The sequence below is a fragment of the Sphingobium xenophagum NBRC 107872 genome (assembly GCF_000367345.1).
GTDB lineage: Bacteria > Pseudomonadota > Alphaproteobacteria > Sphingomonadales > Sphingomonadaceae > Sphingobium > Sphingobium xenophagum.
Map to the genome: position 1 here is coordinate 1 of NZ_BARE01000063.1, position 18,428 is coordinate 18,428.

The following is an 18,428-nucleotide window of genomic DNA, read 5'->3' on the forward strand; positions in this document are numbered from 1 at the left end:
AGCCGTGGTATCGTCCATATTCACTGCGCCGAAGATCCACACGTTCTCTGGTAATACGAGCGAGGTGGGCATGCGCATCTGGGCCGCGAGCGAGCGCCGCAGTCGACCGTGATGCACCAGAACAGATTCGTTGTCCGCGAAGCCGCCCATGCGGTGGAGTTCGGCATTGGCACGATCGTCTCGCAAGACATCTTCTAGAGTGGCGCTATCGCTAAGCCCGGAGCGTCGCCGCGCTTCCGCCTCGATCTCCAGAAAAATCCCCTGCTCTACTACCACGTGACGTTCCTCGTCGGACGTGTAGAGAGAAATCTCGGGTGCCTTCGTGCGGTTCTCAAGAAGACTGAGAAAATCGGCGAAGTAGTGCTCCACGCGCGCCAAGTTCATTTCGTCAAGGCAGATGAAGTGAGGAACATGCGGATCGCGCGAGGCAGCCTGTAAGGCGAGCAGAAAAGGCGTTGCCTGATAGCTCCGTTCTATTGGATTGAAGTATCCGAGAAGATCTTCCGGGCCTGTCCAGTTCGGCTTTACAGGGATGATTGTGCATGTCCCACCGATGGCCTTGGCTGCCGCCCGCACCAAACTTGTCTTGCCCGAGCCAGAATCCCCCGCCAGGACCACAAGGTCACGGGTGCGAAGCAGTGCCAGAAAGTCCCGGAGTTGGGCTTGTGAGTAGAGAAGGTCCTGTTCGGCCATCCGAGCCTGTAGCAAAGGCGCAAGCTGGGCGAAGCCACCGGGCAGAGCTTCCGCGAAGCTGGTACCAATGCGCGTATCTTCCAAGGCGCCCATACAGGGTATCAGCGCCTCCACATCCTCGGTGTCGACTAGTCCGAGCGCGATCAGCCTGTCGCCCTTCTCAGAAAGCAGCTCTTCCAAGCGACGATAGGCGATTTCCATTGTATTCTTCTCTTGTTCCACGGTTCGTTGGTAGGCGAGGAAGCTGTCTTGCGCGGCGACAAACTGGGCCTGCAAGTCGTTGGCACTTCGCTCCGCTTCATCGCGGCGCTGACGATGGGATGAAAGTTCAGCCTCGATGTGGGCATGGGCCGCTGCGGTGTCCGCCTCTGCCTGCCGACGTGTCGCTGTCAGATTGTCGAGGGCCTTGTCGTTTTCTTCCAGGCGGCGCGCCAACTCCTGGTCCTCTTCGAGAACCAATTTGCGAAGGTATTCCTCGATTTCATCGCGCGCTAAAGTTGCGATCCGCCGAGCTGATTCAGTGCCATTGACACTAACCTGCCAGTCGTCCGGGATTTCGCTCAGTGGCCGAAGCGTTCCAGAGCAAACGTCTAATCGCCAAGGATTTGCATGCTTCTTACGCTCCTTGATCGAAGCGAGTTCCAACTCAGCAATTGCCCACTGTCCTCCTGATGCGACAGCGCGAAAATCCAGTATTTCGCGCGAATGCCCGGGAGGGACGAATGCTGCAGCTGGCCGAGGGCCAAGGGTATTGAGCGCATCGGGCAATGATGGATAAAGTAGGCCGACGCCACTCACCGGATGCTCGATATCGTCAAGAAACCAAATACTGCCGCCCCCGTCCAGATCCTTGCACCACACTCGGCCGATGACGCGGATGGGCTTGCCTTCTGGCAAGTCCCAAATGAAGCGCAGCTCGTCGAGTAGGTCGGTCGGGCTGCGTTCAAGCGCCTCCCTGAGCACAGCATTATCTCCTCTGGCAGCCAAACCAGCTGGATAGGGCTTTCCCGTCTGAGGTTTTCTCATGCTAATGAAGTCGCCACCGGCGTCGTTGTCTTGATGTGTACGCCGTCAGGACATGTGGCATTTTGCCGGTTAAAGTTTTAAGATTCAGCCTCATTTAGTTTTTGACATTACGCAGCGAACTAGCCGTGCCGCAAGTGCCGATTTTGAAGATCTACTGCATCGTTCCTGATGGGAGTTGGGCTGGAGGAAGTCGTCTTTGCAACCAATTTTACCCGGTCAGAATGACTGAGTTAGGGGTGCACACTGGCCTGTTGCACGCCACGAGCGCAGGCCAGAATTCGAACCTTTAAAATTGCTTGGCAAATGGACAGCCGCCGATATCGCGGCTTTCCGTATTTTGTCATGCCGCCAAGGCGGATTCCACGTTGCCTGGAAAGAGCCTCAGCGCGAACGAGTTGCCAATCTGTCGAGCGCATGATTCAGACAGGCCGGTCACGTCCCCCACCAAAGCGCTGCCGTTAAAAAAGCTCTTGGGCTCAACGCTGGCAGCAATCAGCTGATAGGTTCGAAATAAAACCCTCCCCATATCACCCTCGGCAGCTTGCCTAACTATTTGATCGTATTCAGAGTCCAAGCTTATATGATCCCAATGAACCGAGCAATACTTCGTTGCCCTTGATATATGCAGAAATGGAATCTTGCGCCGTTGGCACTCATAAAACCATGCATCCCGGGCGGCGGAGTCTCGCTTGTTGAACAGTCTCCAAGCTGGGTCCGGCCAATCGATCCCTTTGAAAATGAATCGCAGGAATTCAGACGACGTTCTATCGTAACCCAGGTGGGCTGCGCGATCCTCGAAGGCATCGAAATCCGCCTCGTAAACCGTCACGTCGGGCAGATGATTGGAAGTCGCCAGGTAAGCTGAATTGGATCGAAATCCGATCAGGGCGGCAATCGCTTCCGTGGCGTGCGCGGAGCGCATTTCAAAATCACCCATAAGGGTGCTTTTGAGCAAACGAATATTCGCAGATGTTGGCAGCAGGATAGCCATACGAACTCCAATGGGTCGCATCGGTCGCCATTTAATCGATCTGACCACTGGTTTCGCGGGCAGATTAAAGAGTTAATCGAAACCTGTTTAGCTTGGCGACAGGCATGGAGGTAAGGCCGTCAACAACGCTGATCGCATATCATGCGACTGTCAACGGTTGCTCTGCGTTTTGCCCGATTTTGGCTACGGCAACCCCGCCTGTGCGCATCCCGCCTCTTATGATCGCCGTATCTTTTCTCATTGCACATTCAAAACCCCGCAAATCTGCGCGCCAATCAGCTTCAAATCCCTGCTTTCGTAAGGTTCCGCACTCAGCCGGAACCGTCCCCGTCAACAGACGACCACCTGCCGCATTCCGTCAGATATCGCGACCCGTGTGCTGCTTGATAAGTGCGGCGTGGGTGTACGGCCGCGCCTGCATGGCTGTTCCGAAGATTACTGTTTGAAGGCATCGTGCGACGATCAGTTCGAGGTCGCGGGTCGCGTCCTCTTCGTGGCGCTCATAATATTTGTGATAGTCGCTCGATTCATAGACGTTCGGAGCACCGCCATGGATGACGCTGGCTCGGAGACCGAGCAGGAGTTTCAGCCGATCGTAGTCGTAGGCAGAGCCCATGACCGGACCAACGGCTTCGATTACGCTCTGTGTCGCCTTGCCGGCATCCCCGTAGATCGCGTCGAGCGCGCCGAATAGCGTGGGGAAGCGGCGCGTAGGATCAGGCACCCACGCACGAAAGAAATATTCAAGCGCACGCATCTGCCGCTTGTCGACTTTTGCCGGCGAGACGAGCTTGTCGGCCAGGATTGTCAGCCACCCGTGATCCGCTTTCCCGATAACAATATCCTCTGACAGTGGCGGCGTATGCGGGTCGCCAGTCGTCATGCTGAGCGAGCCTGCGAACGTGCAGAGGCCGCCGAACAACGTGCGGCCGGAAAACAGATATCGCTCCAGACGGTGGGGAAGGAGGGCCAAAGCACCGACGATGGCAGCCCTATGCCGCTTTGCGACCTCCGCTGTGCCTGCCCAAACACCGAGCCATGACGATGGCGATCGGCGGAGGCCGTCCCACCGGCCGAATGGAGGGAAGCTATCGGATTGCAGATCGGCGTCGATATAGCCGGGAGGCAATCGGCTAAGTTTCAGGCCATCCGGCCTGACGAAGAAGAATGTGGGGCACTCGAACTCCTCCTCCACACGCACCGTCACTAACGGAAATGTGACAAGCTGGCGGGGTTCAACGAAGATGTCCGAGACGGCAATTGCTTCGGCCAAGCGCTCTTTCGTGCCGACCGAAACGAACTCCGAGAACGGAGCGTCTCGGGCTTGGCCCACGCCGAGTAGACAGCCCTCCCAAGCCTCATTGTCAATGATCCAGAAGTTATCGCAGATAAAGTCCGTCAGCACCTTTTCGACGTCACCCACCGACAGCGATCCAAGATGCGGGGCAGCATTGCGACGCATGAAGAGCGCGGCCTTCAGCAATCCGCGATCGTCGTAGTTCACCTCAAAGCCAGCCCCGCCTACGAGAGGATGCCCGCCCGGCTTGTTATACATAAAGCTATGTTGCCGCCGATCAGAAGTTCGCTGGCAGAACATGGCGTCTAACATCATGTCGACCGCTTTGTGGGCATTCGAGATTGTCATGCGATACGTTATAGTCCTCGTTAATACGAGGCCACATCCCTATCTTGATGCAGACTCCGCTGACCTACCCGACTTTCAACGTCTCCAAACACTTTCCTGACTCCTGCCCTTTGTTAACGTGCGGCTCGTCGAGCTGAAATGCGACAATTAGGCCCAACAGGTATGGGTCACGGTTTCAGTGTGCGACCTTCGGTCGGTCGCTGTTACGCTTGACGCCAGCAAAAAAACGGGAAGGCGATGGATTCGGTCTTAAACTGGGCTAAGATATTGAAAAGGGGAACACCGACGATGTCAATTACGACCACCAAGCCGGGGAGGCCAAACGAGAGTGTTGTCTGTGCCCGATGAAGTCACGGGTCAGCCCGTCCGCCAGTTCCACTTCATTCGATCCGGCGACAATCCGACGCCGCCTTTAGCATGGGGCCAAGGTCAAGAACAGGTCCGCAAGGCGCTCGGCGAGGCGCTCAACGCCCGCAATGTCGCTTTCCTGCTCGGCGCGGGCTGCTCGTCGCTCCTGGGGGACGGCAAGGAGCGCGGTATCGCGACGATGGCGCCGCTGGCAAAAGAATTCTGCAGTCACCCGACCGGCGAACTCGATAACGACCTGAACCTCGTCGTCCCGCCCGCGTGGGCCCTCGACAAGGACGATGTGGATTACCTGGCCAAGCTGGGAGCCAAGGTCGTCGGCACGGAATATGCGCGTAACCTAGAGCGACTGATGGAACTGTTGCACAGCCTTCGTTTCGTGTTCTCGCGCAGCGACAAACCCGAGCACGGAGTCAGCAGAACGAAGATCGAGGCCATCATAAAGAAGGTTCAGGACTTCCTGTGGGAGCGTTGCACCGACGGCGCTTTTGCGCACGGTGACAGCGCCGTGCTCGAACTGTACGAGTCCTTCTACCGCAAACTCGTGCTGCGTGATCGGTCGCTGCCGCGACCGTGGGTGTTCACGACCAACTACGACCTCTTCAACGAGCGCGCGATGGACCGCCTAGGCCTTCCTTACGCGAATGGTTTTTCGGGCGTAGTGGAGCGCCGCTTCAATCCAGCGACCTTCCGTTATGCCCTCGCAGAACAACTGGACCTCTCGAACCGGAAATGGTCAGCCGTCGACGGGTTTGTTTACCTGTGCAAGGTTCACGGTTCGATCAGCTGGACCGAGGACGATCACGGCCTTTTCCCCGTGCGGGAACTGTGGCCACAGGATGCACCCAGCAAGGTGATGATCTACCCGACCCCGGCTAAGCAGAATTCGAGCCTGGGATCACCCTATGCCGACCTGTTCCGCGAGTTTCAGTCGAGGATAGTGCGGGAGCAGAGTGTCCTCATTACTGCGGGCTTTGCCTTCGGCGACGAACACCTCAACAACATCATCTATCAGGCGCTCACGATCCCGACCTTTCGGTTGATCATCTTCGCCGATCCGGAATCGGAAGGCGAGATCGCCAAGCTCCGCAAGCTAAACGATCCTCGCATCTGGATCATCGGAGGCGACGGACCGATCGACGGCACCCGGGCACACTACTTCGACACCGTGGTCGAGCACTTCCTGCCGCAACGGCCCGCTGAGCGCATCGACGATGCCGTGAAGCTCGTGCTCGAGAACCTCGGCCGCACGAAGAGCGGAGGCGAGGGTGAGCTCTGACGATCGCCGCCGGGCGATCGGCAAGGTCACCTCGGTCGCGGCGGACCGATTCGTCATCGAGATGCTCGGCGGCACCGACAATTTCACTGTGGTTGGCTTCGACGATCTCCACTATGTCGCCAGACTGGGCTCGTTTCTCATGATCCCCGCTCAGTCTGAGTACGTTGTCGCCGAGGTTGTGGGCTTGCGCGAACGGGACGTCGCCAGCGGTGGCACCGGCGATGGGCAACTGGATAAGGCGAACTCGGCGAAATACCTCGACGTTGTTCCCGTTGGGATGCTGCCGGCCGCAGGCGACAAGAAGTTCCGGTTCGGCGTCTCGATCTTCCCGTCACTCTACGCGGACGCGCTTTATGCCCTCGACAGCGAGCTCGACCGCATCTTTGACACTGAGACCGACGCGGAACCGGCGCTCGGACACGACGGCGCCGATTGCGTGCCGGCGGACGCGACGCGCTACCGCAACCTAGGGATCGGCCAGTCGGTCGTCTTCGAGGACTATGAGGTCAAGGTTCGGATCGACGACTTCTTCGGCGGCCATGTCGCCGTACTCGGCAACACGGGCAGTGGGAAATCGTGCACGGTGGCCTCGATACTTCAGGCGCTGTTCGAAAAGCCTGACGAGCACCACGCGCGAGGAGCGACGTTCGTCGTCCTCGACGTGAACGGAGAATACGACCGGGCGTTCAAGAAACTGCCGGAAACTGTCGACATCGGCGTCAAGCACCTCATCCTCGACGGCTCGGCGTCAGCAGATCGCTTCCGCCTTCCGCACTGGTTCCTTGATCTGTCGGAATGGGAGCTGCTGCTCCAGGCCAGCGAGCGCACCCAAGTGCCTATCCTTCGCATGGCGCTCGGACTTGCGACGCTGTTCGGGGGTGCCGCTGCCGACCAGTTGAACGTCATCCGCAACCACATGCTGGCGACCTGCATCACCCAGATCCTCAGCGACGAAACCCAGCCGGGGGCCAAGCAGACGCGTATCCGCGGCATCCTCCAGCGGTTCAACACGGTCGAGATCAACACGGCTCAACTCAATGGGATGATCGCAGTCAACTTCGGTAACATGCCCGGGATTGAGGGCGCCTATCAGTATCTGGCCGGCGGCGACCATCAGGCTGGCTTCATCGTCCCCGACCTGAAGCTCCCTGACTATGACGGTACGCCGTTCGATTTCTCTGCCCTCGGCGATGCGATCGATCTCGCGCTGCTTTACCAGGAGGCTCACGGAAACCGCCAGATACGCGACTACTGCGCGCAGATGGTCACGCGTTTCAAGGCGCTAGAGGAGCGTGGTGATTACCATTTTCTCCGCCACGAAGCGGCGGCGGGCGCGGGCGACCGGCAGGCGTTCATGGCTAACCTCCTGGGCCTGGATGCAATAGAGGGTGGTCACACCAAGGGTGCGCAGATTGTCATCATCGACATGAACGCGGTAGAAGACGAGGTGGTCGAGCTGGTCAGCGCGGTAGCCGCCCGCATGATCTTCCGCCTTCTCCGGCAGGCGGAGCCTCGTAACCGTTTCCCCGTGCACCTCCTGCTCGAGGAGGCGCACCGCTATGTTGCGTCCACGCCGTCGCTTTACGCACTGGATGCGAGCCGGATTTTCGAACGGATCTCGAAAGAAGGGCGAAAATACGGGCTGTTCCTGCTGGTCGCCTCACAGCGCCCCAGTGAACTCTCGAAGACCGTGCTGTCTCAATGCTCGAACTTCGTCGTCCACCGGATTCAAAACCCGGACGACCTGTCCCAGATAAGGCAGATGACGCCCTTCATTTCCGACAGCGTGCTCCGCAGGCTTCCGTCGCTGCCGAAGCAGCACGCCTTGGTGTTCGGCAACTCGGTGAACCTGCCCACCACTTTCAGGGTGCGCCGCGCCGACCCTTTGCCAGCCAGTGACGACGCCAAGATCGTCGACCTGTGGTTCCACGAAGCGGGGCGACCCACGCTCCTGCCGCTGATGCCAGCCGCCGACCTCGGGGTCGACGATGACTAACCTGACTCCGGATGAGATGATCGCCGCGCTCGAAGCTCACGGGGACTTCCGGGTTCTGCGCCGCTTGCGGCCGACGGCACCTATGCTGGAGGCACCGGCCGGCACTCGCCGCGCGCTGCTCTTGGACGTCGAAACAACCGGCCTGGATCCCGACACAGACGAGATCATCGAGCTGGCGATGGTCCCGTTTTTCTATTCAATCGACGGAGAAATCGTGGGCATTGGCGATGCTTTCAGCTCGCTTAGGCAGCCGACGCTAACCATCCCAGCAGAAGTGACGAAGATCACCGGCATCGACGATGCAATGGTTGAGGGAAAGTCGATCGATCCGGTCGAAGTGGCCGCGTTTGCGGGCGCCAACCTTGTAATCGCGCACAATGCGCCCTTCGACCGACGATATTTGGAAAGGTTCTGCCCAGCGCTGGCACAGAATCCTTGGGCATGCTCGATGAGCGAGGTTTCCTGGGCCGCCGAGGGCTTCGAAAGCAGCAAGCTCGCCTTTCTGGCGCTAAGCAGCGGATTTTACTACGATCGGCACCGTGCTGTGAATGACTGCCATGCGGCAATTGAACTCCTCTCCCATAAGCTTCCGGTTACCGGCGGACGCGCGTTTGCTGCCCTCCTCGCCTCAGCGCGCAGGACCACTCTCAGGTGCTGGGCCGAGAACTCACCGTTCGAATCGAAAGATGTGCTGAAGCAGCGCGGGTATCGGTGGAACGGCGATGACAACGGTCAGCCGCGTTCCTGGTGGATCGACGTGGGCGAAGCCGACATTGAAGCCGAGAAGGCGTTCCTCTGTGCGGAAATATACAAGCGAGACACTATTATTAGGACCGCAACGATCACGGCGTTCAATCGCCATTCTAGTCGCATCGCCCCGGTCGGTTAACCGCAATAACGATCAAGTCTTTGCCGAACTGCGCCGACCGGCAATCGGCATCGCGGGTGAGACGAGATTGCCGTCAGGCAAGCATGTAGTCGATCGGGAAGGATACCCGCATGGCCATCGCAAGACCACCACGTGGGTCGCGGGCTTGCGCATGACTGGCATGGTCGCGCCGATGGTGCTGGGCGGTCCTGGACACCTCTGCGGGCAGTGCCCGCAGCTTCGGCCTTACGGCCGGGAGGGAAGGGGGGTGGGAAGAGAGTGATCGGACAAGGGGTTCGGTCGCAATTGATCCTACCAGGAGACAGTCCATGAACATTGGTGAAATCCGCAAGAACGCCAACGGCCAGCTGATCGGCTCTGTCGAAACGCTCACCATCACGCGCACCATCGGCCTGCGGCCGGTGACCTCCAGCAACCCGCGCGCGCCCAAGTTCGAAATCGTCGCGCTCAACGACCAGCGCCGCTGGGTGATCGTCGGCGCGCTCTTCGAACTCTCCTCGAACTCGACCGGCGAGAGCTTCTACCAGGGCAAGATCGACGATCCGTCGATGGCGCAGCCGCTCTACATCGCCGCTTTCCCCCGCGAAGACGGCACCATGGCGGTCGCCTGGCAGCGTCCGCGTCGCCGCAACAGCCAGCTCGGCTCGAGCGAATACGGCGAGAGCGACATGTTCCCGGCTGACGACACCGGTGGCGACGAGCGCGGCACCGAGCAGGCCGGCGATGGCCTGGGTGACAGCACTGCAACCCCGCCCGTCAAGCGCGGCCGGGCCAATGCCAAGGACGGCGCCGAACACGACGGCGCGCTGCCGCCCCTCGTCGACGCCTGATCGGCACCTCCAACTCCAACCGGCGGGGACCGCAGCAGCGGATCCCCGCCGTCCTCGCATAGGCCGCGGATGAGCCCCCCCCCTGCGCGGCCTGAGGCGGAACGTCGGCACTGCCCCCCGCCCGGCGTTCCGCCTCTTCATTTGCTTGGGGAAATCCGGAGCCTAAACATGCTGACCGATAGCGAACGCTTCGCTTTTACCACACGGCGCCATCATGCCTTTGCCAGCACCGGCAATGCTTATGATGCCACGCAATGCGACGAGACTATTCAAACCGGCGACACGCTCATTGTGCTGGCCGAAAAAGTGGTCGGCGTCGCCATGACCTGGCCTTTTGCGGTCACGACGGCGCAAGGAAAGCTCCATGCCCTGTCCGCACCGCGTGACGGTGAGACGCTGGCGGATCTCGCCCGCTCGCTCCACGTCAGCCTTGCCGACTTCGAACACGCTGCCGAGATCGCCAGGCGTCTTGGTTTCCCGCTCGATCCACAAGTCGAAAGGCTGCTCGCGCGCGCGGCCCGCTGAGGCCCCGCGGGATCAGAGCGGCAGCGAGGACTGCTCGGGCGAAGGCGCGCTTGCCGGCGCATCGACCGCATCGGCAATGACGCGCGCGAGTTCAAGCGCCGCATCCTCGCGCAGGCATGAGCTTGGGGCAGTGATACCGACCCGCGCCCACCCCGGGGCGTCCAGGATCGCATGGGCGACAGCAGATGTATCAATCCGTTCCATTTGCCTATAAGAACATATAAGGAACATCTTTGCAAGATAATCGGTGCTGCTCCCGTTCGCAATTGACAGGGAAGGGTGGTCCGAAGACCATCAGCCCATGTGCAACCTGTACCGCATGACCAAGGCCCCTGCAGAAATCGCCCGGCTGTTCGGCGCGCGCGGAGGCGAGGGCGCCAATTTCGCCGCCGAAGTCTATCCCGGCTATCCCGGCCTCGTCGTCGCCGAGGGCGCGGCGCGGGTGATGACCTGGGGGTTTCCCTTGGCGCTCAAGGGCAAGAACGGACAACCGCTGAGGCCCAAGCCCGTCAACAACGCCCGCGAGGACAAGCTCGGCACCGGGTTCTGGCGGCCGAGCTTCGAGCGCCGTCGCTGCCTGATCCCGGTCACCGCCTGGGCAGAGGCCGAGGGGATCAAGGGCCAGATGACCCGCACCTGGTATTCGCTCGCCGGCGATGACCTCTTCGCGGTCGCAGGCCTGTGGCGGCCGACCGAGGAATGGGGCGAGGCCTATTCGATGATCATGGTCGATGGCTGTCCGCAAATAGCCGAAGTACACGACCGCATGCCGGTCGTCCTCGCTAAGGAGAGCTGGGAGCAGTGGCTTTCAGGTACGCCCGCCGAGGCTTTCGCGCTGTGCCAAACCTGTCCCAGCAAACTCGATGTCGATCGCACAGCCGAGCGCTGGGGCGCGAGGCGCCCCGCAGCGAAAACAGGCTGAGGGGAGGGGGGTTTCGCGGGTCGGATCAGACCCAAGCGAAAGGACCTTGCCCATGGGCGACCGTGCCCCTGTCCACATCACCATCGGCGGCACTTTGCCGCGCGAACATCTCGCCACCTTCGCCGGCCACGCCGCAGACTATGACCTGCGCACCGAGTGGGACGGCGAACCCTTCGATCCCGCCGTGCTGCCCGAAGGCGAGCCGCTCGAACTCTACGGCACCGAGCTCAATGGCGGGCAGATCCCCGACATTGATAACTTCTGCGCCGAGCACGGCTTGCCGTTTCGCCGCTGGTCGGGCGGCTGCCTTGGCGCCTTCCTTTCCGAGATCATTCTCTTCGACGGGGCGAGCTCGATGCGCGATTACACGGCGAGCGAAGACGAATATGTCCTCTTCCCGCCGTCGTGGATTCGCAGATTCACGCGGCTGCGCGATCTGAAACGCGCGATCGACCGCGCTGAAGTGATGATCCCGGCTTTCGTCGTCTCCGGAAGTGTTTCCAATGACCGAGACTGAAGCTGCCCTTCTGGCCAGTTCGCGCGCGGCGCTGCTCGCCCGCTTCCCGCTATCGCGGGTGAGTGAGGCATTCTTCGACGACATGCTCGGCGTCCTGCCGCCCGCGCACATCCAGGGCGTGCCGGGATTCTTCGTCACCGAGGCGGTGAGTGAGGACGTCCACGCCCATTTCGTCCATGCAGGCGGTCGATTCTATGGCGCTTATGTCGCTCTCGGGGATCCTGCGACCTTCATCACCAATGCGCGGATCGCCGCCTTCGATGCGGTTAACCCGGCGGCGCCGGTGCTGTCCTGGTATCCAGACGACTGAGCCAGCGGAGGGAAGGGGGCTGGAGCTGGGCGTTCGTCAAGGAGACCAGCCCATGCCTCGCTTCTACGCCGGGATCGGCGCGCGCGCGACGCCGCCGCCCATCCTCAGCCTGATGACCCGTGCGGCCTTTGCGCTGTGCAAGCGGGGCTACGTCCTGCGCTCGGGCCGCGCGATTGGCGCCGACAGTGCCTTCGAACGTGGGGGCGGCCGCGATGCGCAGATCTTCCTGCCGGCGCCAGGCTGGCGCGGTTCGGTGAGCACTCTGCATCCCGAAGCGCTGGGCGCAGAGCTCTGGGGCAGGGCGCGCGACATAGCCGCCGCGCATCATCCTGCCTTCGCGGGGCTCTCGCCTTTCGTCCAGGCGCTGCACACGCGCAATGTCTTCCAGGTGCTGGGACCGAGGCTCGATAGCCCTGCGGAATTCGTGCTGTGCTGGACCGCCGACGGCGAAGCCTCGGGCGGCACCGGCCAGGCGCTGCGTATCGCTGCGACCCACGGCGTGCCGGTTTTCAATCTGCAGCGGGACCGCGAGCGCGCTCATGTCGAGCGCCATCTGGTCCTCTGATCCGTTCAAACTCCCGTGATTGCGCCGTTCTACGCATTGCCATGGCGATGGGACGGGGCACGCGCGGTTCACAACTGAAAGCCAATGCCATGTCCTCGATCACCCTCTCTCTTGAGCTTGCCTGCAGCCGCGACGAAGCAGCGCGCTTTGCCGCGGTCGAACTGTTCCTCGCCGAGGTGGCGCAGGACGCCAGTGCCGAGCCGCCGGCCGAGCTCGACGCCCTGTTCGGTGCAAAGCCATGCGAGACGATCCTCGGCCTTGCCGGACACCCGCAGCCGCTCGGGATCACCTGCCGGTATGACCGCGACACGTCTCTGATGACTCTCGTCGCCATCGATGGCCGGCCCAACCTCGGCGCGCTCCCGGTGCTGCTGCTCTGGCTCTATCCCGAGAAGCTGCCGATCGCCTACTCGGTCCACGTGACCGAGCGGCCCGAGCTCGCGGTCTGGACCATCGTCGGGCTGAACCGGATTGAGATCACCCAGCACGAGGGCGAGGTCGCTGCCCGGCTCGAAGCCCTGCGGACGATCGGCGAAGTGCCCAGGCGCCTCGACCTCCTGCCGACCAGGCCGCTCCCGACCAGCGAGGACTGACCTCGCTCACGCCGCTTCCGGGCGCTCCCAGCTTCGCCGCGGCGGCCGACTGACGCGAGCCGGAAGCGGCTCGCCCTCCTTCCACAGCAAGTGCGCGACGCCTTGCCCGGCGAGCAGCGCTTCCAACGGCTCGGCCACCTCGTTGTCACGGTCATGGATATGGATCGCGCTGGCTTCCTCGCCAGTGTCCTTGAGCACCAGGCTTGCGATCGGCGTGTCAGTGTCGAGATTGACGCGAAGGCCCTTTACGAACCGCCGCTTTTCCGCAACCGCCTTGCCGATAAGGTAGCGCTCGTCGCTGGTTTCGTAGGGGAGCCACTCGGGCGTCACCGGCATCAGCGCGACCTCGATGAGGTCGAACGTTCCTTCGCGGCGCCGCGCGAACGAACCGGCGAGCACGAGATGACCACTTTTGCCATGTGGACCGTCCTGAGCCTGCCACAGGGCAAGTTCGCCCGCGAACCGCTTGTGAAAGCGCCGCGCCATGTCCTGGTCCATCATGAAGGGCATGTCGCCGACATGGCGCAGGACGATCTTCTCGGCGCCGTGCGCGGGGACGATCTCCTTGATCTCGCCCACCACCACCATCATCTCGTCGCGCGAGGCATAGACCCTGGCCAGCGCCGCGCGGCGGCGCGCCCGGATCTCTTCCTTTTCTTCAATCTTGAAGCTCTCGGGCACGAACAGGACGTGCGGCAGGGCTTCCTGCTTTGCCCGGCAGCTGGCCGCTGCCTCGAGCAATGCGCGGCGCACCACGAACCATGTGCGCTTGCCCGCCATCTTGGGATGCCAGTGGGTCAGCTCCGCCCGATCCCACAGCACGTGCAGAAGCCCGCGCATCGAGAGTTTCTGCCCCGACGATTTCACCGTCGGCTTGTCGTTGGTGAGCGCCGAGGGAGCGAGCCGGGCTGATCCGCGTGATAGCGGAAAGCCGAGCTTGAGGCTGGTCTCGCCGCTCGTCTCATCGTCGATCACGGCGCTCCCACGCACCTGGCCCATGCCGGTCAGGTAATCGGGCGCCTCATAGTGGTCGCAGGCGGTCGCATGGCGCGCGCCCGAACCTGGCCAACGTGCGAGCACGTAACGGGTCTGGCGGTGCGAGATGTAGAGTGGAAGCTCGGTCCCCTTGCGGCATTCGCACAGAACCTTGCCTTTGCGCTCATAGGCTTCGCGCAGCACGGACTGAAGATCATCGCCTTCGGCCACGCTGCGGCCGAGCACACGGTATCGCTGGATCATTGGTGGTCCTTCCAATTTCTCGCGATCGACGCTGCCCGTTCGACCTCTCGCGTATCTCCTTCGGTTTGATGCGGCCCCGGATAGGAACGCTGGGGTCAGTCTAAGCTGGCCTTGCGGATGCGGCAAGGTTCGGCTCCCGGGCCGGGTTTGCGTAAAAGATCGCTTTACCCTGGCTTGCGGGTGTGCGCGGCCTGGACCTTGGCGGGTTGCGTCTGGTCGATGCCGCACTGTTCCGCGGTGCGACCATCTCTTGCGAGCGGGCCGGCGAGCTCCTCGGCGAACTCGGGCTCAACGTCCGCCAGGCTGCTGTTTGCCTTCAGAGTCCTCAGCTGTGATCTGCGTCGTTCCTGCCGAGGTTCTCGGCAACGCCATCGGCCAGCCCGAGGCACAGCGCTGCTTCCTCGCGGGTGAGGCTGATCGTCTCGGCGGCTAGATCGGCGAGCTTGGCGCGCAGCACGTGTGACAGCGCCTGTGCAACCTGCAATGCGCTCGGCATTTCCGGTCCATCCGTCATTGGCTTATCTCCTCTCCTGCGGACACGGCTTGGCCCCGTATCGGCGGCTCCATTCGCGGCAGTCCTTTTGGACTTGCCGCCGGCACGCTCCTGCCTGCGGCAGTGGGCCTTGGCATCTGCGCGAAGAGCGCAGCATATCGGTGTCGGCGGCAATTGATACGGTGGTGATGATGTCTTTCGAGCAAAGGGGAAGGGGGCACCCCTGCGCCCGCGCCCCGCGCGGGACTTGGGGCGACCCGCTCTACTCGCTAGGGTGAGACAACGCCGCTCTCGCGCCGCTGCTCACCCAAGCTCGCCGGCATGAATGCCGGCCCTTTCGGGTAACGATCGGGGCCAGTGGAGTTTTCGCGCGGGGAAAGGCTGGTTGGCGCGCCGCCCGGTTGACGATAGGGTATCGCACCATGTCCGTTGTCCTTGCCGCCGCCGCCCTGTGTCTTTCGCCCAGCGTCCACGATGGCGACACTATCCGCTGCGGCCGCGAGCGGGTGCGCATCGCCAATATCGATGCACCTGAACTGCCGGATAGTCCCAAGTGTCAGGACCGTCGCCGGTCCTACGCCTGGTGTGATTTTGCTGCCGGGGAAGCATCGCGCGTCGCGCTCGTGCGGTTCGTCTCGCGTGGGCGTGTCATGATCACGCGGCTTGGCACCGACCCCTATGGGCGGACGCTTGCCACCATCTCGGTGAACGGCGTGGACGCCGGCGACCACCTGATCGCGCAGGGTCTCGCGAAGCCCTGGCGCTGACGCGCCCATTCTCACTTGGTGGCTCCCTGATATTCCCGGACCAGACCCGCTCTTCGTGCAGGCGCGGACGCTCAAGGCCGTGTCGGTTGGGCGGAGAGAAATCGGGGTCTCTCGCGCGATCTCGTTCTGACTTGCCCGGACATGCTCAGGCGGAGTTCGGTGCGAGGGGGTGACTGCGAATGGCGCACCGGCGTAGTGCCGGGATGCCCTGACGGGATGCAGCCAAGGCTGACGGGCCCGGTTGGCTGGGAAACCTGCGGCTTGAACTGACGAAACCGCCCTTCGTTTGCCGATGAACCTGTGCAGCGCCAGTCCCTGGCCGCAACCCAAAAGCAGCGGACCGTGAAGCCCTGCGGGCTTGCCGCACCACTCCTCGCTTTTGGGTTTCCCTCACGCCCGTTTGATTTTTGGCGTTCGGTGCGGGCCCGGGCCTTTGGCCCTGCCTGTGGTGTTCATCGGCGGGCGGTTCCGCCGAATTCAAGCCACGGAGAAACCCCATGAAGAACCTCGTCATCCTGATCGGACGCATTGCTAGCCAACCCGAAACCCGCCACGCCGGCGACACCCAGATCACCTCCTTCACCCTTGTCACCGACCGCCCCAAGCTGGTCGACGGCAAGACGGTCAAGAACGAGGCCGGCTACACCGAGACCCTCGCCGAATTCCACCGCGTCACCGCTTTCAACGGCCTCGGCACTTCGGTCGCCAAGCACAAGAAGAAGGGCGATATGGTCGAAGTCCAGGGCCGCCTCCACTACTCGAAGTGGACGGACCGCGAGGGCGTCGAGCGCTACGCGGTCGAGATCGTCGCCGAGGAAGTCCTCTTCCTCTGACCGGAGCCCGGGAGGCGGCAGCGCCGCCTCCCAACCGGGTGCGGGGCCCAGTCCTACAGCGGATCAGCACCCCCGATACCTCACAAAAACAGGAATAGCCTGATGACGATCGCTGCCGAGACGCCGGTGTGGGATACGCCGAGCGGCATGGGCGGCACCTTCACGGTGGCGCTGCTTGAAGACGATCCTGCCTGTCCGACAGTCCTCGCGCGAGTCTGCTACGGCCGTCTCGACGAGACAGGCCGCTACCATCCCTGGCGCGAATGGGACGGCTACACGTTCCGTGTCGCCCGCACCGAACTCACCCATCCGAGCCGGTTTGCCGATCCGACCCCGCGCTACCGGCCGCCGGGGTGAACGCGGATGCCGCGATGCACAGAACGCAACTGGCGGGCCTTATTTCGCACTTGCAGCATTAGCGGAGTCGCGCCAGATTCAAGGTGCCTTTCAGGCATCCTCTCCCAAGACTTCTCAGGGGGCTGGCGCAAGCTGGCCCCTTTTTTGCTCAATTGTGGTTGAGGCCCATCTCGCGGCTCTGCAGCTTTGCCTTCCACAACTGCTCGGTGCCGAGGATTTCCTCGATCGTCGCAGCGCTGCCGCAGATCTCGAGGATCGAAACCTGGTAGTCTGCGGGATCGCGGCTCTTGAGGCCGACATTCCCGCCGTGGCCGCTCCGGGCATATTCAAGCCACCGGGCAAGCAGGCCGCCTTCGCCTGATGCGGAGCCGACATATTGCTCGCGCGTGCGGGGGCAAGTCAGGAGGTAGACGCCGCGCACTGCGGTCAAGGCCGTAAGCCAACCCGCCGGCAAGGATTCGAGCGCCGAGAGGTTCGCGATGAAGCGGCCGTAGCCGGGAAATGCCTGCTCCTGGAACGTGCGGGTCAACTCGATGATCGGCTTGTCCTGCTTGCCGGCCCGTTGCGCCCAACTGCGGGTACCTCCTCCCCAGTCGATGAAGACGCGGCCCACATGTTCGGCCGAGGCGTCAACGAAGACTTGCTCGTACTGGTCGAGACCCGCCACATCGTGTCCGCTCAGCGGATCGGTGGTGCCCGGCGGGCAGGTGCCACTGTGCCGGACCTGCCAGACCCCGACAAACATGTCCGACTTTGCGGGCGTGACGACAAAGCTCGCCCAATACGGTGAGGCCAGGCGAGACCGGTTCTGGCTTGTCTGGATGCTCTGGTAGCGCAAGAATTCGGCGTGTTGATCGCGCCAGAGACCGTAGAGGGTTCGGCCTTGGGAAGGGTTCGTCTGATGACGCAAAAGTCGAACCTGCGCAGGGTCGATGCCATAACTGCGAAGAAGCGCGTTGAACGAGAGAGCCATGGATCCAGCCTAGAGGTAGAGGCGGTCCAATTGCCACGGAAATTGCGCTGGCAATGATCGATAAGCGCCCATAGGGTTCCTGCTTCTTTTGGCGCGAGGGACACTCCACATGGCCGACGACATGCTTCTGGATCACGTTGCCGACATAGTTTCCGCTCATGTAAGCCACAATTCGGTCACAGCGGATGCGCTGCCGGGCCTGATCCAATCGGTCTACGCTTCGCTGGCTTCGCTCGGTCAGGCTCCCGAACTGGAAGAGGAAGTCCGCGCGCCCGCAGTCTCGGTCCGAGCATCGGTCAAGCCCGACGCGGTGACCTGCCTCGATTGCGGTGTGAAAATGAAGATGCTCAAGCGCCACCTTGGCACCGTGCACGGACTGACGCCCGCCGAATACCGCGTGCGTTGGAACTTGGCTGCAGACTATCCGATGGTCGCGCCCGACTATGCCGCCAGGCGCAAGGAACTCGCGTTGCGGATCGGACTTGGCCGCAAGCCTGGACAAAGCCCGAAGGCACAGGCGAAGCCTGCCAAGGCAATCAAGCCGCGCAAGAAACTGGGCGTTGCCTTTGGTTCGTCGGACGCGGCTTGAGGCTGCTCAGCCAGCTAAGTTATTGATATT

General features: G+C 62.0%; 21 protein-coding genes and 1 pseudogene. 15 read left to right on the forward strand and 7 right to left on the reverse strand.

Annotated elements, in window-relative coordinates; all coding sequences use genetic code 11:
- The 3 genes from SX1_RS24925 to SX1_RS19720 form a co-directional block, all read right to left on the reverse strand.
- A partial coding sequence (locus SX1_RS24925) for an McrB family protein (protein WP_019054451.1) occupies positions 1-1,656 on the reverse strand: 1,656 nt, incomplete at its 3' end.
- 403 nt (positions 1,657-2,059) lie between these two features.
- Complete coding sequence (locus tag SX1_RS19715; RefSeq protein WP_019054452.1) at positions 2,060-2,710, reverse strand: hypothetical protein; 651 nt, start codon at positions 2,708-2,710, stop codon at positions 2,060-2,062.
- 358 nt (positions 2,711-3,068) lie between these two features.
- On the reverse strand, positions 3,069-4,265 hold the full coding sequence (locus SX1_RS19720) for a hypothetical protein (protein WP_167539653.1): 1,197 nt from the start codon (positions 4,263-4,265) through the stop codon (positions 3,069-3,071).
- Positions 4,266-4,692: 427 nt separating this feature from the next.
- On the opposite strand from SX1_RS19720, the gene SX1_RS19725 reads away from it, so the two are divergent.
- The 6 genes and pseudogenes from SX1_RS19725 (at position 4,693) to SX1_RS19745 (ending at position 10,240) form a co-directional block, all read left to right on the forward strand.
- Complete coding sequence (locus tag SX1_RS19725) at positions 4,693-6,000, forward strand: SIR2 family protein (protein ID WP_157410314.1); 1,308 nt, start codon at positions 4,693-4,695, stop codon at positions 5,998-6,000.
- Positions 5,990-7,996, forward strand: a complete 2,007-nt coding sequence (locus SX1_RS19730) for an ATP-binding protein (protein WP_019054455.1) — start codon at positions 5,990-5,992, stop codon at positions 7,994-7,996. Before SX1_RS19725 ends, SX1_RS19730 begins: the two co-directional genes overlap by 11 nt.
- The gene (locus SX1_RS19735) at positions 7,989-8,885 is read left to right on the forward strand and encodes a 3'-5' exonuclease (RefSeq protein WP_019054456.1); all 897 of its coding nucleotides are present in this window, start codon (positions 7,989-7,991) and stop codon (positions 8,883-8,885) included. The genes SX1_RS19730 and SX1_RS19735 overlap by 8 nt, the downstream gene beginning before the upstream one ends.
- Positions 8,886-8,979: 94 nt before the next feature.
- Positions 8,980-9,075: pseudogene (locus tag SX1_RS25075) on the forward strand (IS630 family transposase); the annotation flags it as partial.
- A gap of 118 nt (positions 9,076-9,193) precedes the next feature.
- Positions 9,194-9,715, forward strand: coding sequence for a DUF736 domain-containing protein (locus SX1_RS19740; RefSeq protein ID WP_019054457.1), 522 nt, complete (start codon positions 9,194-9,196; stop codon positions 9,713-9,715).
- 168 nt (positions 9,716-9,883) lie between these two features.
- The gene (locus SX1_RS19745; RefSeq protein ID WP_019054458.1) at positions 9,884-10,240 is read left to right on the forward strand and encodes a hypothetical protein; all 357 of its coding nucleotides are present in this window, start codon (positions 9,884-9,886) and stop codon (positions 10,238-10,240) included.
- 12 nt (positions 10,241-10,252) lie between these two features.
- Here SX1_RS19745 and SX1_RS19750 read toward each other — a convergent pair whose 3' ends face one another.
- Positions 10,253-10,444: a DUF6771 family protein gene (locus SX1_RS19750; RefSeq protein WP_019054459.1), complete on the reverse strand. Its 192-nt coding sequence runs from the start codon at positions 10,442-10,444 to the stop codon at positions 10,253-10,255.
- A gap of 97 nt (positions 10,445-10,541) precedes the next feature.
- Here SX1_RS19750 and SX1_RS19755 point away from each other — a divergent pair, with 97 nt between their 5' ends.
- The 5 genes from SX1_RS19755 to SX1_RS19775 all read left to right on the forward strand — a co-directional run bounded on the left by SX1_RS19755 (position 10,542) and on the right by SX1_RS19775 (position 13,147).
- Positions 10,542-11,162, forward strand: a complete 621-nt coding sequence (locus tag SX1_RS19755; protein WP_019054460.1) for an SOS response-associated peptidase — start codon at positions 10,542-10,544, stop codon at positions 11,160-11,162.
- A gap of 52 nt (positions 11,163-11,214) precedes the next feature.
- Positions 11,215-11,679: a hypothetical protein gene (locus tag SX1_RS19760; RefSeq protein WP_019054461.1), complete on the forward strand. Its 465-nt coding sequence runs from the start codon at positions 11,215-11,217 to the stop codon at positions 11,677-11,679.
- The gene (locus SX1_RS19765) at positions 11,666-11,989 is read left to right on the forward strand and encodes a hypothetical protein (protein WP_019054462.1); all 324 of its coding nucleotides are present in this window, start codon (positions 11,666-11,668) and stop codon (positions 11,987-11,989) included. Before SX1_RS19760 ends, SX1_RS19765 begins: the two co-directional genes overlap by 14 nt.
- A 52-nt stretch (positions 11,990-12,041) precedes the next feature.
- On the forward strand, positions 12,042-12,554 hold the full coding sequence (locus tag SX1_RS19770) for a hypothetical protein (RefSeq protein WP_019054463.1): 513 nt from the start codon (positions 12,042-12,044) through the stop codon (positions 12,552-12,554).
- Between the two features lie 89 nt (positions 12,555-12,643).
- On the forward strand, positions 12,644-13,147 hold the full coding sequence (locus SX1_RS19775; RefSeq protein ID WP_026149979.1) for a hypothetical protein: 504 nt from the start codon (positions 12,644-12,646) through the stop codon (positions 13,145-13,147).
- A 6-nt stretch (positions 13,148-13,153) separates the two neighbouring features.
- On the opposite strand, the gene SX1_RS19780 is transcribed toward SX1_RS19775, so the two are convergent.
- Together SX1_RS19780 and SX1_RS23105 are read right to left on the reverse strand one after the other, a co-directional pair.
- Positions 13,154-14,386, reverse strand: a complete 1,233-nt coding sequence (locus SX1_RS19780) for a DUF1173 domain-containing protein (RefSeq protein WP_019054465.1) — start codon at positions 14,384-14,386, stop codon at positions 13,154-13,156.
- 325 nt (positions 14,387-14,711) lie between these two features.
- Positions 14,712-14,900 carry a hypothetical protein gene (locus tag SX1_RS23105; protein WP_043146142.1) on the reverse strand — a complete coding sequence of 63 codons (189 nt, stop codon included), beginning with the start codon at positions 14,898-14,900 and terminating at the stop codon, positions 14,712-14,714.
- Between the two features lie 401 nt (positions 14,901-15,301).
- Here SX1_RS23105 and SX1_RS19795 point away from each other — a divergent pair, with 401 nt between their 5' ends.
- The 3 genes from SX1_RS19795 (at position 15,302) to SX1_RS19805 (ending at position 16,836) form a co-directional block, all read left to right on the forward strand.
- The gene (locus tag SX1_RS19795; protein ID WP_019054468.1) at positions 15,302-15,646 is read left to right on the forward strand and encodes a thermonuclease family protein; all 345 of its coding nucleotides are present in this window, start codon (positions 15,302-15,304) and stop codon (positions 15,644-15,646) included.
- 497 nt (positions 15,647-16,143) lie between these two features.
- The gene (locus tag SX1_RS19800) at positions 16,144-16,479 is read left to right on the forward strand and encodes a single-stranded DNA-binding protein (RefSeq protein WP_019054469.1); all 336 of its coding nucleotides are present in this window, start codon (positions 16,144-16,146) and stop codon (positions 16,477-16,479) included.
- A 102-nt stretch (positions 16,480-16,581) separates the two neighbouring features.
- On the forward strand, positions 16,582-16,836 hold the full coding sequence (locus tag SX1_RS19805; RefSeq protein ID WP_019054470.1) for a hypothetical protein: 255 nt from the start codon (positions 16,582-16,584) through the stop codon (positions 16,834-16,836).
- 148 nt (positions 16,837-16,984) lie between these two features.
- On the opposite strand, the gene SX1_RS19810 is transcribed toward SX1_RS19805, so the two are convergent.
- Entirely contained in the window at positions 16,985-17,809 is an 825-nt protein-coding gene (locus tag SX1_RS19810) for a GIY-YIG nuclease family protein (protein WP_019054471.1), read from the reverse strand.
- 109 nt (positions 17,810-17,918) lie between these two features.
- On the opposite strand from SX1_RS19810, the gene SX1_RS19815 reads away from it, so the two are divergent.
- A complete protein-coding gene (locus tag SX1_RS19815) occupies positions 17,919-18,398 on the forward strand; it encodes a Ros/MucR family transcriptional regulator (protein WP_019054472.1) in 480 nt (159 codons plus the stop codon).
- Positions 18,399-18,428 lie beyond the last annotated feature (30 nt).